The following is a 15,269-nucleotide window of genomic DNA, read 5'->3' on the forward strand; positions in this document are numbered from 1 at the left end:
TATTCAGCGTACGAGCCCCAGGCACTGAAGCCTGGCGTCTTAGGGTGTTCGCAGATCTGGTGATGGCCCGAAGTGCATTCGAAGCAGCGCCCGCAGCCGACGGCGAACGGCACGGTGACGCGCTCGCCGGCCTTCCACCGTGTGACCTGGTTGCCGGCGGCGACGACGATGCCGGCCAGTTCATGGCCCGGCACATGCGGCAGCGTGATGCCGTCATCATGGCCCATCCAGCCATGCCAGTCGCTGCGGCAAAGGCCCGTCGCCTCGACCTTGATGACGACACCTTCGGGCGTCGGCTTCGGATCGGCGACGGTCTGGATCGTCGGCGCCTGGCCGAACTGTTCGAAGACGACAGCTTTCATATCAAGGTCCTTCTGGCGGCTTTCCGGGGGGGCGCGGGGCGGGCAGGGGCGCCTTGGTCCGGCGATTGCTAGTTCGGTTCCAGTCCTCGGGTCCTTCTTGGTGCCTGAGGATTTGAGATCCGGCATCACATCAGCCGGTTGGTTGATATATCATGTGTTGCATGAGGCAAAATCCCTGTCAATTAGCCCAATGAGCTTCGGCCTTTTTTCGCTATCTAGTCGCGCAAAATGTCATGGCGTTCACTTTTTTTGTTGCAAACTGTGGATCTTGCGGCTGATATGCATTTGTCGAGGTTCGACAGATGGCCCAATCCCGACTTCGCTAAAGATCGGATATATCATGCGCTATAGTGCTCACCAAGCGAAAGAAAATAGCGGAGTGATCTCTTGGACCAAGCCTTTGGAGTTTAGGGCGGAGCTTCGTGCGAGGGCGCCGGGCCTCGCCTCTCAGGATTGCACCGGCTTGAAGGGGAAACAGCGATGACATCAAAATTGCCAGCACACGCCTGTCTTCAGCATCACCTCACCCGCCGATCCATTTTAGTTGGCGCTGCGGCGACCGCCGTCACCGCCGCGACCAATTTGCTGCCCGCAGCGTTCGCGGCGACTGCAGCAGTAAAGACGGTGGTCCCAGGCGCATTGACCATCGCGATGAACGGCGACATGCCAATGACCAGCGTCAAAGATGGCAAGATAATTGGAACCGATGGCGAAATGATTTCAAAGATCGCCGAGAAACTCGGCCTTACGCCACAGCCCGCTTTAATGGATTGGTCGGCTACGATTGAATCGGTCCGCGGTGGCCGAGCTGACGTCATGTTGGGAAATATGGGTTGGACGCAGAAGCGCGCGGAAGTAATGCTTCTTACCGATCCGATCTACTACACGCCGAAGTTCACGCTCATGCGCAAGGACATGCCCGTTGGCGACCGGCTCACACTTGAGGATATGAAGGATCGAACCCTTGGGACTGTCCAAGGATTCACGATCGTTCCGGAATTGAAGCAGGTGCCGGGCGCCGCGGAAGTGAGGCTCTACGACACCACCGACGCTTGCGTGCGCGACATTCGCGCCGGCCGCTTGGATTTCGGGTTCCTTGATACTCCGACAATCAGCTACATGATTCAGCAAAACCCCGATTGGGATCTGAAGGTAATTCCAACTACCTCTTACCCACAGTTCAAGATTCTTGGCGTTAAGCAATTGACCTTGATGGGAATGAACCCAGAGAATACCGACCTGTTCGACGCGCTTAATGCCGGTATCGCCTGGCTGTGGAAGACCGGCGGGAACAAGGAGTTTCTGGCGAAGTACGGACTGAACAACCCTGACTTTCTGGTCCCGCCCGAACGCAACCCTCGCATCGGTATCGATCGCGACGAAAAGGGCACCGTCCTAGGTCCCTGGGCGCATGCGCCGAAAGATTTCTCGAGCTTCTTCGGGTGATCGCGGTGGCAGATCGATCGGCCAAAGATCAGCGAGACGCCGACCCGGCTCCAAAAATCGATCTGCCGCTCGTCGTGGTAAAGGGTCTTCACAAATCGTTCGGGAGCTTCAAGGCGATAGACGGAGTTGATCTGTCTATCGCCCCAAGCGAGAAGGTCGCGATCATCGGTTCGAGCGGTTCGGGAAAAACCACCCTGCTGCGATGCATAGCCTATCTCGAAAAGCCGACAAGTGGACAGATCACCATTGACGGCAAGTCCATCGGAGAGAAGGTCGTCGGCGCACGCAAGGTGCCGATGTCCGACAAGGAAATCGCCCAGATCCGCACCGGCATCGGCATGGTGTTCCAGCGCTTCAACCTTTTCCCGCATCTGACCGCACTAGAAAACATCATGCTTGGTCCACTCAAAGTGCTGCGCCGGAAGCGCGAGGATGTTGAGCCCATTGCTCGTGATCTACTCCAGAAGGTTGGCCTTCCCCACAAGGCCGACGCTTATCCGGACCATCTTTCGGGTGGGCAGCAGCAACGGGTCGCCATCGCACGATCTCTTGCGATGAAGCCGAAGCTGATGCTGTTCGATGAGGCCACCTCGGCGCTCGACCCGGAACTCGTCGGCGAAGTGCTGCACGTCATTCGCCAGCTCGCCGAAGAAGGCATGACAATGCTGATCGTCACCCACGAGATGTCCTTTGCCGAGGAAGTGGCCGACCGCATCGTCGTCATGGATCACGGCGTCATCGTCGATCAGGGCGCACCCGACATGCTGGTGTCCTCACCGGCGCATCCGCGCACGCTAGCGCTCCTGCGCCCGAACCGCGAACCTCGGTCGACAGCGCTGCGGGCTGGAACCTCCTCATGAATGAGTGGGCTCGCGCACTACCGCTTTTTCCCGAATTCCTGGGAATTCTGCTCTGGGGAGCGGTTACGACGATACATATAACGATCGGCTCCTTCGTGCTCGCGGTCGCTATCGGACTGGTCCTGGGGCTTATTCAGACCTTCCCCGCTCGCCTGCCGAAGATAATCATCCGGATCTATATCGAGGTATTCAGAGGAGTTCCCGTCCTAACTCAACTGTTCGTTTTGTATTTCGGTTTAGCCCAGATCGGGATCAAGTTAGATCCGATCCCGGTCGCTATCGTCGGCTTCGGTCTCAACGGCGGAGCGTATCTGACAGAGGTTTTCCGCGCGGGCCTGCAGTCGGTTCACTCCGGCCAGCTAGAGGCCGCATTCATGGTCGGAATGACGCGGATGAAGGCCTTGCGCTACGTGGTTCTGCCGCAGGCGATGCGTGTGGTCTTGCCGCCTTTGGCGAATTTCGCGGTTGGACTTCTCAAGGACACCTCCCTAGCATCTGCGGTAGCCGCACCTGAATTGAGCTTCTATGCGCGCAATCTCGTGACGCGGACCTATCTCAGTGGACCTATCTATTTCCTGGTGGCCGCCGTCTACATCGCCATGAGCTTCCCATTGTCGCGCTTTGCACAGCGTCTCGAACGGCGCTTCAGCCAAGGGAGGAGCGTGTGATGGCATTTGTCTCGCTCGTCGTCGAATGGATGCCGCAGTTGATGCGTGGTGTCCTTTGGACACTGCGACTGATGGGACTGTCTTTCCTGCTTGCGGCCGTGCTCGCGCTGCCAATCGCCTTGGCTAGGCTCTCACGCTATTCCTATTTGCGCTTAATCGCACAGACTTATGTCGAGATCATCAGAGGCATGCCGTCCCTGACTTTGCTGTTCGTCATCTACTTCGGGCTGCCATCATTCGGGCTGACCCTGCACGCGATTGACGCGGCGATTCTCGGGCTGGGGCTGAACGGCGCCGCATACGTGTCCGAAATTTATCGCTCAGGCATTCAGGCTATCGACCCCGGGCAGCGCGAAGCTGCACAAATGATTGGAATGCGTCCTGCCCAGGTCCTGCGGCACGTTGTTTTACCGCAAGCTTTCAGGGTCGTTCTTCCTCCGATGGGAAATTTTAGCATCTCCTTGCTGAAGGATACGTCCGTCGCTTCGTTGATTTCGGCTCCCGAAATGATGCTGCAAGCTCGCGATCTCACAAGCGAGTATTTTATGCCGCWGCAAATCTATGTTGCGGTCGGACTCATGTACCTGCTGATGGCCCTCCCTTTATCTTATCTTGTTCGCATCCTTGAGGCTCGCCTCAGCATAGGCCCAGTGGACGAAAGGACGCTCAGTCATGGAAAAATTTGACGCAATTGTCATCGGATCAGGAGCCCTGGGCGCCAGTACGGCATTTCATCTGGCGAAGGCGGGGAAAAGCGTAGCGCTGCTGGACCGGGCAGAAATCGCGTCCCAGACATCCGCCCGCGCCGCCGGTTTGAGCGGACAGGTTCGACAGACCGAAGTGATGACGAAGCTCGCAATGCGCGCTATCGACAAGATAAGGCGCTTTGCCGAGGAGACTGGCGAGGAAATTGAATATTTCCAGCCTGGGAGTATGTCAGTGGCCCGGTTTCCGGAACATGCTGAGATGCTGCAGGAGCGACTTGCCCTGGCCAAGACTCTCGGCCTCGACGTCGATATGATCTCGCCGGATCAAGCGCATGAACTGAACCCATTTCTGGCGACGAAGGGCATCGTAGCCGTTGCCTATATGCGCCAAGACATTTTTCTTGAGCCGGTGCAAGTCCCCCGCGGGTATGCCAACGGCGCGAAGAGGTTGGGGGCAGTGCTCCTTCCTCACACCCATGTGTCTGAGATCGTCGTGGAGAACGGTGCCGTCAGCCGTGTCGTTACCAATCGAGGCGATTTTGCTGCGAAAACCATTGTCGATGCCGCCGGTGGTTGGTTGAGGCTCATAGCATCCTTTGCCGGCAGCAAGGTACCGGTTGTTGCGATGCGCCACCAACTGATGATCACCGCTCCGATCCAGGGGGTGGAGACAACTCAACCGATCACGCGCATCATCGATGCCAATGTCTATGTGCGGCCCGATAAAGGTGGGCTCATGTTCGGCGGCTACGAGAAGGACCCTAAACCGGTCGATGTCTCGCAGATGTCGCCATCGTTTCGGGTTGAGGATCTGGAGCTCGATCTCTCAGTTCTGAAGCGGCTCACCGAAACGGTTAAGGACCAGTTGCCGATCTTCCAGCAAGACCTCAAGCTTCAGGAGCATCGAGGCGGTCTTCCCACGATGACCACCGACGGTCATCATATCCTGGGCGAGGCGCCCGGTGCAAAAGGTCTATACGTTCTGGGTGGCTGCAATGTCGGCGGTCTGTCGATTGCGCCAGCTCTGGGCGAGCAACTGGCGGAACTTATCGTCAATGGCCGCACCCAACTCGATCTGTCGCCAATGGCTCTGGATCGATTTGCAGCAGGCATGTCCGAAAGCGAGATACTGGAGAAGTGCCGCGAGCGCTACGTCCACTATTACACCTTCCGTTTCAAGGACAAGTTCTGCGCCGCCGCAGCCTAAGGTTTACGACCCTATCTTCGCCGGCGTGCCGAAGCGCTCCGGTGACAACTCAAGGACTCCCTGATGCAAGCCCTATCGCCCAAAAATTCACTCTCATCGCCACGACCTTTCGATGAGCTGCTAAGCAAAACGCCGCGGCTGATCGCCATTCTCCATGTCGAACAGCTAAGTCACGCCGCTCCCCTCCTTGACGCTCTCGAAGAGGCGGGCATCAAGACCATCGAGGTGACGCTCAGAAGCCCATGTGCGCTCGCGGTCATCGAAACGATGGCGGCGCGCGCGAAGGAAGCCGTCGTAGGAGCAGGCACATTGACGCGGCCGGAGCAATTTGCAGCGGCGCGTGATGCAGGAGCGCGCTTTTTTGTCAGCCCTGCGTTTTCGCCCTCACTTGCCAACGCCGCAGATGAGGTCGGGCTCCCGTTCTTGCCGGGCGCTACAACCCCGACTGAAGTGCTTGTGGCACGGGAGCATGGCTACTCCGAGCTAAAATGCTTCCCATCGGATCTCAACGGCGGCTTGCGATGGCTTCAGCACCTCGCCCCCTTGTTCCCCGATGTCAGCTTTTGCCCGACGGGTGGAATCTCAAACGAAACAATTCGCGAGGTTCTCAGCCAGCCGAACGTCTTTGCCGCGGGCGGCATGTACATGGCGCCTAAACAATTGATTGAAGCCTCGGATTGGGCCGCGGTCAAAGCCGTGGCTGAAGAAGCCGCGCGAGCTGCCGCGCGCTGAAGAAGAGCACCTCTCCGAAGGCCCTGGCGGGGAACAGCATGGCCTAGCTGTCCTTACAATCGATAGGCCGAGCCCAGACGAAATCACGGMGATCCGGTGACGCCGTGATTATGCCCTGTTCCGTTCCCAACGCTTCGATGAGCTGCGCACGACTGGGCCGAAATCTGGCCTGCCGCCGGCTTTCCGACGCGGTGTTAAGTTAGGATCGCCTTATTTCCACGAACCCGATAGTTCCGGCAGTCTGGCCTCAAGTGCATCGATATCGTCAGTCCTAAACGCTAACGTGATATATCATGCGCTCTGTGGGCAATCGGCACCTCGTTTGTTGTAAAGTTCCGGCTCGAGAGCCGAGACTCCCTTATGTCGAGGCCCTTCGCCCCCGAATCCGCAGCATAGCAGCAGCAGGCCGAGTAGCCGTCGAGTGGTCGGGGACTGAGTTGGTAGGACCGCTTTGAGGCTCAGCGCAAAGAATGGAGGCGATTTTTCTCTTGCCAATGGGTCGAAACTTAAAGATGATATATCATCTTGCAAAACGCAGACAACGAGATTGGCCCATGGATCGAGAATTGTTGCGGCTTCAGGGAATTTCGAAGACCTTTGGGGCTGTAACCGCCATCGAGCACGTTGATCTTTCCGTGCGCAGGGGAGAGGTCGTTGCGCTGCTGGGCGACAATGGCGCCGGCAAATCCACCTTGGTGAAGATCATTTCGGGTGGCTTGCAGCCGACAAGCGGCCGCTACCTGTTCGATGGTGCGGATAGGCACCTGAATTCCCCGCAGGACGCGAAACAACTCGGCATTGAAACGGTATATCAAGACCTTTCCATCTGCATGAACGTCGACGTTGTCGCGAACTTCTTCATGGGTCGTGAAATCGTCCGCCGTGTTCTCGGTATTCCGATCCTTCAGGAAGCGGAGATGCGTCAGGTCACCGAGAGTGTCCTCCGGCAGGCCGGCACGCGGATTCCCTCGGTCAAGATGAATGCGGAACACCTATCCGGCGGTCAGCGACAGGCCATCGAACTCAACCGTTTTGTCCATTGGGGCGGCAAGCTTGTCGTTCTTGATGAGCCGTTCGCCGCCCTTGGCGTCGAACAGGTTCGGCGCAGCCTCGACACAATCCGCGATGTCCGTAGCAAGGGCATCGCAGTCATCATCGTCACCCACAACATGTCTCATGCATTCGAAATCGCGGACCGCATGGTGGTCATGCGGCAGGGATCGGTCGTGGGCGACGTGAACACCGTCGATACCTCGCCTGAGGAAATCGTCCGGATCATAACCGGGACAAAGCCCAAAACAAATTCCCATAACTGACAATATTAACCGGGAGGAGTGAACATGCTGAAATCCGCCGTGTCTATACTGATGTCAGTATTATTTTTGATACTTGCACCAGTATTCGCAACAGCTCAGGACAAGGGCGAGATATACTATCTTATCCCTGACTCGGGAGGCCCCTTCTATCCAGAGTCAGCCAAGGTGATGGCGCATTTCCTTGACCAGATCGGTTACAAGGTGACGACGCTCGATGCCACCAATAAATCTGACGTACAACTGAACCAGATTGACAACGTCATCAATCTAAAGCCGAAAGCCATGGTGATTGCCGCCGTGGACTTCGACGCAGTGGTTCCCGGCGTCGAGCGCGCACAGGCGGCGGGAATCCCGGTCATTGCGTTCGACCGGCCCATTACCTCCGCCAAACTCGCGCTCACCTCCGTCGCTGGCACGATCGAGATTGGCCATGACGCCGCCAAGCAGACCATTCGCCTGCTGACAGAGCGCAAAGGGGCGGTGAAAGGCAAGATCCTGCAAATCACCGGCGATCCCGGGGATTCCTATTCGGTCAGCGTCAAGGGTGCCTTCGACGAAATCATGGCTGCCTATCCCGATGTGAAGATAGAAACCAAGGCGGCCATGCAGTGGGAGCCGACCAACGCTGCCAACATCGCGCAAGACTACCTGCAGACAAATCCTGATGTCGATCTCATCTTCTATCACTCGGGATACCTGGCTTCGGCGGTCGTTGCCATATTGCAGGCGGCCGGCAAGAAGCCAGGCGACATCCTGATGCTCGACGCCGACGGCGACATCGGCGGCCTGGCTCAGATACGCGCCGGGTGGCAGCAGGTTGCCGTGGGAGCGCCGATGTTCGCACAGGCCTATGGTGTAGCCATGTTCCTCGACAAGATCATTCGGGGCGAGCCGCTCAAGGCGGGCGAATACGAAGTCTTGGGGCTCAAGTCTGTGCTAACGGACGAGGCATGGGGTCCGAACCTGAAAATACCGGGCGCCTTGGTAACCAAAGAAAATGTCGACGATCCGCTCCATTGGGCAAATCTGAAGTTGCCGCCGCAAAAAGTCGAACCGGTGAAGTGACTGCGACTGCCGGTGGTCCTCGACCGGGGCCACCGGGTTGCGCCCATACGAAGATCAGAGGAATAAAATGGACACTGCCAAGACACTGGAGGCATTCCCGCCAAGGGTGCGCAACCATCGTTTACTCGAGGTCGTCCTGCAGCACGCCGTGTGGCTTATCTTGCTCGCCCTGTTGGCGGCGTTCTGTCTGTTGATTCCAGGATATGCACAGACGGGCATTTTCCTCAATATTTTGGAGCAATCCACCTTCGTTGGCATATTGGCCGTCGGTCTGTCGATCGCCATCATCGCAGGACAAATGGATCTATCCATCGAATCCACCATGGCGCTTTCCGCCATGCTAACAGCAGCGATAGGCGCCGCGTCCGGAACTGAAGGTTTCTTTGGTCTGCCCTGGCTCGTTGTTCCCGCAACGCTTGTGATGGCGCTCGTGCTTGGCGCGTGTATTGGCCTCTTCAATTCCATGATCGTGCTCAAATTCGGGATCAACGCATTCATTGCGACTTTGGCCACCTACATCTTTCTTCGCGGATCGGTCGTTGCGTTCAGCGGCGGCAGGGGAATCTTCGGAATGCCGGCGGAACTGCGTCTGATCGCAACGGCTCATTTGCTCGGAATTCCCGCGCTGGCCTGGATCACCATCGGCATCTTCCTGGTCTTTACCTTCATTCTCTCCAAAACACCGTTCGGCAGATATGTGTATCTCTACGGTGGCAATGCGGTAGCGCCGTTCCGGGCAGGCATCAACACGGGGCGCATTGCCGTTTGGAGTTTTGTGATCTGCGGGATGCTTGCTGCCTTTGCCGGTTGGCTGCTTGCTGCTCGGTCCGCCGGGGCCACTGCAAATCTCGGCATCGGCATGCTGTTCGAGGCCTTCGCCGCGGTTGTCATTGGCGGCGTCAGCCTCAAGGGAGGGGTTGGGCGTTTGTCGGGCGTCTTTGCCGGTGTCCTGCTGCTGAGTTCCATCCGAACAGCAATCAATCTGCTCGGCATGCCGCCGCAGTACACGCAAATGATCCAGGGCGCTCTTGTCCTGGCGGCGGTGCTGCTCGACTCTGTCAAGGTTTCCATCCGAGCCAGATATCTGTAGCCGTTTCACCGAGCTGAGCTGCAACATCGGACTAGGTGATGTTGTGGCTCGCCGGGCAGGCGAGCCTGTTGCGAAGTCCTGCACCGAAACCCTTGTCGGATGCTTAATTCGTCGGGATGTAAGATGCCACAAGCTCGTCCAGAAAGACGAAAAGCCTCTGGTTCATGTCCTCGTAGTCATTGGCCCTCAGTGCGTCCGCCTGCTGGACGAACCGATGATCGGACAGTTCCGCCAGGTCTGGTTCGGAAGCGATTAGGAGTTCGATCACGTCGCGGGTGAACTCCATGTGGCACTGGAATCCGTAGACCAGATCTGCGTATTTGACGATCTGCCGAGGGCATCCCTCGAGGCGAGGATCTTGGGATCATCTGTCAGACCGGTCATGTCGTTGTGCCAGTGACCCACCTGCAGCGTGTCGCCGAAATGGCTGAATTTCTTGTTGGCCTTGCCGTCAGCGGTCATTGTGATCAAAAAAATTTTCCGATCTCCTTTTCTGGACTGTGTTCGTACTTGGCGCCCAAAGCCTCGCCGATGAGCTGGGACCCGAGGCATATGCCGACGACGGCCTTTCCCTCGGCAACGCATTGCGCAATCAGCTCGTATTCAACGGCCGCATCGAAATGCGGGCATTGTTCCCTGCTGGTTGCCGGGGACTGCGGGCCTCCAAGCACCACCAGCGGATCGATGCCGTCGGCAGACTTGGGGAGGGGCTCTTGAGCGTAGACCCTTGAATAGCTCGCCAGAGGCGCCCACCGCGATAGCGCGCTGCCCTAGCCGGTACGCCTGATTTCAGTCTGGCGTTCCAGGATGTTTTTTGCAGGGAGCACGGAGTCTTCGAGTTTTCATTCCGGAATTCCCGCCGATCCGATGGGGTCGAGCTGAACCAATATACGCGAACCAGAACGATTGACGTGTTCCATAAACGCGTTTAGTGAACGCGTTTAAAGAACGAATCGAGGCCTTGGATGCCACGCCTGCCGATGTCTGAAGAGAACTTTAATCGCACAAGGTCGCGAATCCTGAACGAAGCGGCGACCATCGTCGGCAGGGACGGTCTTGCTCGCCTGTCGATGCGCAGCCTTGGCGATCGTATGGGCATGACGCCTGGCGCGCTTTATCGATACTTTCCAAGCAAGAAGGACATGCTGCTCAGTTTTTGGGACGAGGCGCTGACAGCCCTTGGCGATCGTTTCGCCGCCATCGACGAAACAGAACCCCGTGCGACGCAGGCAATTCGTCAAATGCTATTTGCGTACGGGACATTCTGCCTTGAAGATCATGACCGGTTCCGTCTGCTCTTTCTGGAAAATGACCACGGGACCGTAGACGAACTCGTTGGTCGCAACACATTGTTTGTGCCCTATGATCTGATCCTCAGACGCGTGAATGATGCGCTAAAGCGTGGCTGCTTCCGACCCGGCGACGGCCGCGCGCTGACGAATACCCTATGGGCTGGATTGCATGGGGCCGTCACCCTGCTGGTAACGGTACGCGAAATCGATTTCGGCGATCCCGACCAGTTCCTGAATGAAACGGTAAACATCCTGATGCGCGGMCTGTCGGCCGAGGAGATCTGAACAATGAACCGGTATCTGATTGGCGTCTCAGCGATCGCTGTGATGTTTCTCTCCGGCTGTACGCAAGAGAAGGCGGCGAGCAAGTCAGTTCGTCCGGTTCGCACCGTCATTGCTCAACTGGAGCAATTCGGCGAGACCATCGTCCAAACCGGAGAAGTCCGGCCGCAGGTTGAGACGGCGATGAGTTTCCGGACCGACGGGCAACTCGTCTACCGGATCGTGAACGGCACGAATGTCAAAGCGGGCGATGTTGTCGCGCGGCTCGATCCCATCCCCGCCCAAAACGGGCTTCTGACGGCGCAAGCCGAACTTTCGACTGCCCAAGCCGCGTTGGACCTCGCGCAAGTGACCGCGGATCGTAGCCGGGACCTTTTCGCCAAGAACATTGCGAGCAAGGCACAGATGCAGGAGGCCGATGCCAATCTGGCCACAGCCAAGGCAAAGGCCGCGGCCACGCAGGCCGCGCTCGCCAATGCACAAGAGACGCTGTCCTACACGCAGTTGAAGGCCGGGCGCGATGGCATCATCGCTGCCGTCGGGGCAAACGAAGGGCAAGTTGTCACCGCCGGGCTGATGGTCGCAACCCTGATATCGGATGACGAGCGCGATGCTGTATTCGACGCGCCCGAGACGCTGATCAACATGAGCCTCGAAAATGCCGACGTCGAGATTGCCTTGGTTTCGGATTCGAACGTGAAGGCGAAGGGCAGGGTGCGCGAAGTGACGCCTTCTGCTGACCCGGTGACCCGTACCTACCGGGTCAAGGTTGCTTTGGATGACGGCGGACGAAAGATGCCCTTCGGCGCGGCGGTCACCGGTTCTTTGGTACTGTCTCCGAAAACGCTCGTTTCCATTCCGGCTTCGGCGCTCACGGAAGATGGCGGGCGTCCCGCCGTCTTCGTCGTCGATCCTTCACTGGGCAAGCTGAAATACCGAGACGTTCGCGTGGAGCGGTACACCGACACGGCCGTCCTTGTCGCCGAGGGACTTTCGAATGGCGACGTCGTCGCAACATCCGGTGTCAGCAAATTGCGTGATGGCGAGGCGGTGACACTGGAAGGGGAACCAGCGAAATGAGCGCTGAGCACTCCACTGTAAAGGGCAAATTCAATCTCTCTGCCTGGAGCCTGAAGCGCTCGTCGCTGGTCGTGTTCCTAATGATCGCCACACTCGTCGGCGGCGTCTGGAGCTTTCAGCGCCTTTCGCGAAACGAAGATCCACCCTTCACAATCAAGACGATGGTGGTCTCGGCGAACTGGCCTGGCGCCAGTACGACAGACACGGTGAATCTTTTGACCGACAAGCTTGAAAAGAAGCTCTCGGAAACGCCCTACCTCGACTACACACAAAGCTACACCCGCGCGGGCCAGTCGGTCATTTTCGTCAATTTGCGCGACAATGCACCGGTCAGCGCGGTCAATGGCGTCTGGTACGCTGTTCGCAAGAAGATCACGGACATGGCGCCGACTTTGCCGACAGGCGTTCAGGGGCCGTTTTTCGACGACGAGTTCGGTGACACTTATGGCAGCATTTATGCCTTTACCGCGGAAGGGTTCTCGTCTCGCGAACTGCGCGATCGGGTGGAAAGCATCCGTGCCGAAGTGCTCGCACTCAAGGACGTAGGCAAGGTCAACCTGCTTGGCGTTCAGGAGGACGAGATCGTGATCGAGTTCTCTTCTGCAAAGCTGGCCAGTCTCGGAATTGATCCGTCGGCCGCGTTGGACGCCATCCGCGGCCAAAATGCGGTAACGCCGACAGGTGTCGTACGCACCAGCCAAGAAAAGATCTCACTGCGTGTCAGCGGTGCCTTGGCTTCTGAGAAGAGCCTGCACGACCTGACCTTCCGGGCGGACGGCCGTTACGTCCGGCTCGAGGATGTTTCCACAATCTCGCGCCGTCCAGTCGATCCGCCGGCACCGATCGTGCGCGTCAACGGCGAACCGGTGATCGCGATCGCCGTCTCCATGGCCGAAGGCGGCAACTTGCTGGAGTTTGGCGACGCGCTCAAAGGCAAGATGGCCGAGATCGCGGCAAAGCTACCGCATGGCATCGAGATGCAGCAGGTGGCGGATCAGACAACGGTGGTGAAGGATGCCGTAGGCGGATTTGTCAAGGTGCTCCTTGAGGCGATCGTCATTGTGCTGGCCGTCTCCTTCGTCTCACTCGGCACACGGGCGGGCCTCGTGATCACCGCATCGATTCCGCTCGTGCTTGCCATGACTTTCTTCGGCATGGACCTTGCCGGCATCGGGCTGCAGCGGATTTCGCTCGGTGCGCTGATCATCGCACTCGGCCTTTTGGTCGATGACGCCATGATTACCGTCGAGGCCATGGTGTCACGCCTGGAACAGGGCGACGACAAAGCTGCTGCCGCGAGCTATGCATACGCGACGACCGCTTTCCCGATGCTGACCGGCACCCTTGTGATGATCGCGGGTTTCATCCCGGTCGGCTTCGCCGCTTCGAGCGCGGGCGAATATACGTTCTCGCTGTTCATGGTCGTGCTGATCGCGCTTGTTGCTTCCTGGATCGTCGCGGTGCTGTTTTCGCCGCTGCTGGGAACGTGGATTCTTCCCAATCACTTGAAGCATGGCGATCACAATGGCGGGCGGGTGATGCGGGCCTATCGTTCCCTGCTCGAATGGTCGCTCACGCATCGCTGGATAACCCTCCTGATCGCGATCGCCGCGTTTGCAGCCTCGATCTCCGGCATGTCCAAGCTCGAAGAGCAGTTCTTTCCGGCGTCCGATCGGCCGGAGCTTCTCATAAGCCTGACCTTGCCGCAGAATGCGTCGCGCAGTGCTACCGACGAGCAAGCCCGCAAGCTGGAGGCCATGCTTAAGGCTGATTCCGGGGTTGATCACTTCACCACCTATGTCGGGGCCGGCTCGGTCCGATTCTATCTCCCAATGGATCTGCTGCTCGAAAACGACAACGTTTCGGAAACAGTCGTCGTGACCAAGGGAATTGCAGAGCGTGACGCTGTGCGCAAGAAATTGGAGCAGGCGTTCAAGAGCGACTTCGCCGACATTATCACACGCGTATCGCCACTCGAACTCGGTCCTCCGGTAGGTTGGCCGTTGAAATATCGTGTCCTTGGTCCTGACTATCGCCAGGTACGCCAGTTGGCCCTGAAGGTTGCCAACGTCGTCAGCGAAGATGACCGCACACGCGACATCAACCTTAACGCCGGCGAGCCACAGAAGACCGTGATGATCCTCGTCAACCAGATCGAGGCAAATTCCCTCGGCATGAGCTCCGAGTCGATCGCCAGCGAGATTGCTTCCGTCTTCTCGGGCGCAACAGTTACCACCGTGCGTGACGGGGATAGGCTCGTCAACGTCGTGGTGAAAGGCGTCGAGGCCGATCGGACGTCGATCGAGACGGTTGCGAATCTGGAATTGCGGAGTTCGGGCGGCAAATCGGTTCCCCTGAGGCAAGTGGCCGCGGTAGCTTACGGGCTGGAGGATCCAATTGTCTGGCGGCGCCAGGGCAGACCGATGATCGTGGTCCAGTCGGACGTTGCCCCCGGGGTTCAGCCGGCGACCATTGCAACCACGATCGATGGAAAGCTCGACACTCTGCGAGCATCGCTGCCGATGGGCTACTCCATCGAAGTCGGCGGCGCCGTTGAAGAGTCCGAGAAGGGCAACTCATCGATCTATGCGATGGTACCGATCATGCTGCTCACCATTGTCGCCCTGCTTATGGTGCAGCTACAGCGCTTTACCCGCGCGGGCCTCGCGATGCTCATGGCTCCTTTCGGCCTGATCGGCGTGGTGGCAGCCATGCTGCCGACCGGTACGCCCATGGGCTTTGTCGCGCAGCTTGGCGTGATCGCGCTCTGCGGGATGATCATCCGCAATGCAGTTATCCTGATACAGGAAGTCGATGAGAACGTTGCCAACGGCAAGCCCCCGCTGGAGGCGGTGATGGCTGCGGCAAGACATCGAGCCCGACCGATTGTGCTGACGGCGTGCGCGGCGATCCTGGGAATGATCCCGATTGCGACCGAGATATTCTGGGGTCCGATGGCCTATGCCATCATTGGCGGCCTGTTCGTGGCCACGCTGCTAACGTTGCTTCTTCTGCCGTGCTTGATGCTCTGGCTGCTCCAATCGGAGCAACAGGCCCCTGCCGGCAAGCGGGCCCATGCGGAGGCGTTGAACGCATAGGAGCAAATCGTCGGGCAAGAACCATCGCGCGCTACGGAAAAGTGGTCGGGTCCCGTTTGGCCAC

Annotated in this window: 16 protein-coding genes; 12 read left to right on the forward strand and 4 right to left on the reverse strand. The window is 58.2% G+C overall.

Annotated features, from left to right (window positions below):
- The coding region (locus AC1DXN_RS21110; RefSeq protein WP_477421647.1) for an alcohol dehydrogenase catalytic domain-containing protein at positions 1 to 362 on the reverse strand (362 nt) is incomplete at its 3' end.
- Positions 363 to 842: 480 nt separating this feature from the next.
- Here AC1DXN_RS21110 and AC1DXN_RS21115 point away from each other — a divergent pair.
- The 9 genes from AC1DXN_RS21115 to AC1DXN_RS21155 all read left to right on the forward strand — a co-directional run bounded on the left by AC1DXN_RS21115 (position 843) and on the right by AC1DXN_RS21155 (position 9,453).
- A complete protein-coding gene (locus tag AC1DXN_RS21115; RefSeq protein WP_477276261.1) occupies positions 843 to 1,808 on the forward strand; it encodes a substrate-binding periplasmic protein in 966 nt (321 codons plus the stop codon).
- Positions 1,809 to 1,864: 56 nt separating this feature from the next.
- Positions 1,865 to 2,668 (forward strand): amino acid ABC transporter ATP-binding protein, encoded by an 804-nt coding sequence (locus AC1DXN_RS21120; RefSeq protein ID WP_477276276.1) that lies wholly within the window; start codon positions 1,865 to 1,867, stop codon positions 2,666 to 2,668.
- Entirely contained in the window at positions 2,665 to 3,336 is a 672-nt protein-coding gene (locus AC1DXN_RS21125) for an amino acid ABC transporter permease (RefSeq protein WP_477276259.1), read from the forward strand. The genes AC1DXN_RS21120 and AC1DXN_RS21125 overlap by 4 nt, the downstream gene beginning before the upstream one ends.
- Positions 3,336 to 4,022, forward strand: a complete 687-nt coding sequence (locus tag AC1DXN_RS21130; RefSeq protein ID WP_477421649.1) for an amino acid ABC transporter permease — start codon at positions 3,336 to 3,338, stop codon at positions 4,020 to 4,022. Before AC1DXN_RS21125 ends, AC1DXN_RS21130 begins: the two co-directional genes overlap by 1 nt.
- Entirely contained in the window at positions 4,009 to 5,250 is a 1,242-nt protein-coding gene (locus AC1DXN_RS21135) for an NAD(P)/FAD-dependent oxidoreductase (RefSeq protein WP_477276255.1), read from the forward strand. Before AC1DXN_RS21130 ends, AC1DXN_RS21135 begins: the two co-directional genes overlap by 14 nt.
- A 63-nt stretch (positions 5,251 to 5,313) precedes the next feature.
- Complete coding sequence (gene eda, locus AC1DXN_RS21140; protein WP_477276253.1) at positions 5,314 to 5,982, forward strand: bifunctional 4-hydroxy-2-oxoglutarate aldolase/2-dehydro-3-deoxy-phosphogluconate aldolase; 669 nt, start codon at positions 5,314 to 5,316, stop codon at positions 5,980 to 5,982.
- Between the two features lie 554 nt (positions 5,983 to 6,536).
- On the forward strand, positions 6,537 to 7,298 hold the full coding sequence (locus AC1DXN_RS21145; protein ID WP_477276250.1) for an ATP-binding cassette domain-containing protein: 762 nt from the start codon (positions 6,537 to 6,539) through the stop codon (positions 7,296 to 7,298).
- A gap of 24 nt (positions 7,299 to 7,322) precedes the next feature.
- Positions 7,323 to 8,363: a sugar ABC transporter substrate-binding protein gene (locus tag AC1DXN_RS21150; protein WP_477276248.1), complete on the forward strand. Its 1,041-nt coding sequence runs from the start codon at positions 7,323 to 7,325 to the stop codon at positions 8,361 to 8,363.
- 67 nt (positions 8,364 to 8,430) lie between these two features.
- Positions 8,431 to 9,453: an ABC transporter permease gene (locus AC1DXN_RS21155; RefSeq protein WP_477237720.1), complete on the forward strand. Its 1,023-nt coding sequence runs from the start codon at positions 8,431 to 8,433 to the stop codon at positions 9,451 to 9,453.
- Positions 9,454 to 9,556: 103 nt separating this feature from the next.
- Here AC1DXN_RS21155 and AC1DXN_RS21160 read toward each other — a convergent pair whose 3' ends face one another.
- Genes AC1DXN_RS21160 through AC1DXN_RS21170 form a run of 3 tightly spaced genes read right to left on the reverse strand, consistent with a single transcriptional unit; the run spans position 9,557 to position 10,196 of the window.
- Positions 9,557 to 9,721: a hypothetical protein gene (locus AC1DXN_RS21160; protein ID WP_477276246.1), complete on the reverse strand. Its 165-nt coding sequence runs from the start codon at positions 9,719 to 9,721 to the stop codon at positions 9,557 to 9,559.
- Complete coding sequence (locus tag AC1DXN_RS21165) at positions 9,718 to 9,924, reverse strand: hypothetical protein (RefSeq protein ID WP_477276244.1); 207 nt, start codon at positions 9,922 to 9,924, stop codon at positions 9,718 to 9,720. The genes AC1DXN_RS21160 and AC1DXN_RS21165 overlap by 4 nt, the downstream gene beginning before the upstream one ends.
- Positions 9,921 to 10,196, reverse strand: a complete 276-nt coding sequence (locus AC1DXN_RS21170) for a glutamine amidotransferase-related protein (protein WP_477276274.1) — start codon at positions 10,194 to 10,196, stop codon at positions 9,921 to 9,923. The genes AC1DXN_RS21165 and AC1DXN_RS21170 overlap by 4 nt, the downstream gene beginning before the upstream one ends.
- A gap of 222 nt (positions 10,197 to 10,418) precedes the next feature.
- Between AC1DXN_RS21170 and AC1DXN_RS21175 the strand changes: the two genes are divergently transcribed.
- Genes AC1DXN_RS21175 through AC1DXN_RS21185 form a run of 3 tightly spaced genes read left to right on the forward strand, consistent with a single transcriptional unit; the run spans position 10,419 to position 15,205 of the window.
- Positions 10,419 to 11,030: a TetR/AcrR family transcriptional regulator gene (locus AC1DXN_RS21175; protein WP_477276242.1), complete on the forward strand. Its 612-nt coding sequence runs from the start codon at positions 10,419 to 10,421 to the stop codon at positions 11,028 to 11,030.
- Between the two features lie 3 nt (positions 11,031 to 11,033).
- The gene (locus tag AC1DXN_RS21180; RefSeq protein WP_477276241.1) at positions 11,034 to 12,107 is read left to right on the forward strand and encodes an efflux RND transporter periplasmic adaptor subunit; all 1,074 of its coding nucleotides are present in this window, start codon (positions 11,034 to 11,036) and stop codon (positions 12,105 to 12,107) included.
- Positions 12,104 to 15,205, forward strand: coding sequence for an efflux RND transporter permease subunit (locus AC1DXN_RS21185; RefSeq protein WP_477276239.1), 3,102 nt, complete (start codon positions 12,104 to 12,106; stop codon positions 15,203 to 15,205). Before AC1DXN_RS21180 ends, AC1DXN_RS21185 begins: the two co-directional genes overlap by 4 nt.
- The last annotated feature ends 64 nt before the right edge of the window (positions 15,206 to 15,269 follow it).

This window comes from Mesorhizobium sp. P2_H9 (assembly GCF_056403215.1).

Coding starts and splice junctions, on each gene's coding strand:
- AC1DXN_RS21145 (WP_477276250.1), top strand. CDS start 6,537: ATGGATCGAGAATTGTTGCGGCTTCAGGGAATTTCGAAGACCTTTGGG.
- AC1DXN_RS21185 (WP_477276239.1), top strand. CDS start 12,104: ATGAGCGCTGAGCACTCCACTGTAAAGGGCAAATTCAATCTCTCTGCC.
- AC1DXN_RS21115 (WP_477276261.1), top strand. CDS start 843: ATGACATCAAAATTGCCAGCACACGCCTGTCTTCAGCATCACCTCACC.
- AC1DXN_RS21135 (WP_477276255.1), top strand. CDS start 4,009: ATGGAAAAATTTGACGCAATTGTCATCGGATCAGGAGCCCTGGGCGCC.
- AC1DXN_RS21180 (WP_477276241.1), top strand. CDS start 11,034: ATGAACCGGTATCTGATTGGCGTCTCAGCGATCGCTGTGATGTTTCTC.
- AC1DXN_RS21125 (WP_477276259.1), top strand. CDS start 2,665: ATGAATGAGTGGGCTCGCGCACTACCGCTTTTTCCCGAATTCCTGGGA.
- AC1DXN_RS21150 (WP_477276248.1), top strand. CDS start 7,323: ATGCTGAAATCCGCCGTGTCTATACTGATGTCAGTATTATTTTTGATA.
- AC1DXN_RS21155 (WP_477237720.1), top strand. CDS start 8,431: ATGGACACTGCCAAGACACTGGAGGCATTCCCGCCAAGGGTGCGCAAC.
- eda (WP_477276253.1), top strand. CDS start 5,314: ATGCAAGCCCTATCGCCCAAAAATTCACTCTCATCGCCACGACCTTTC.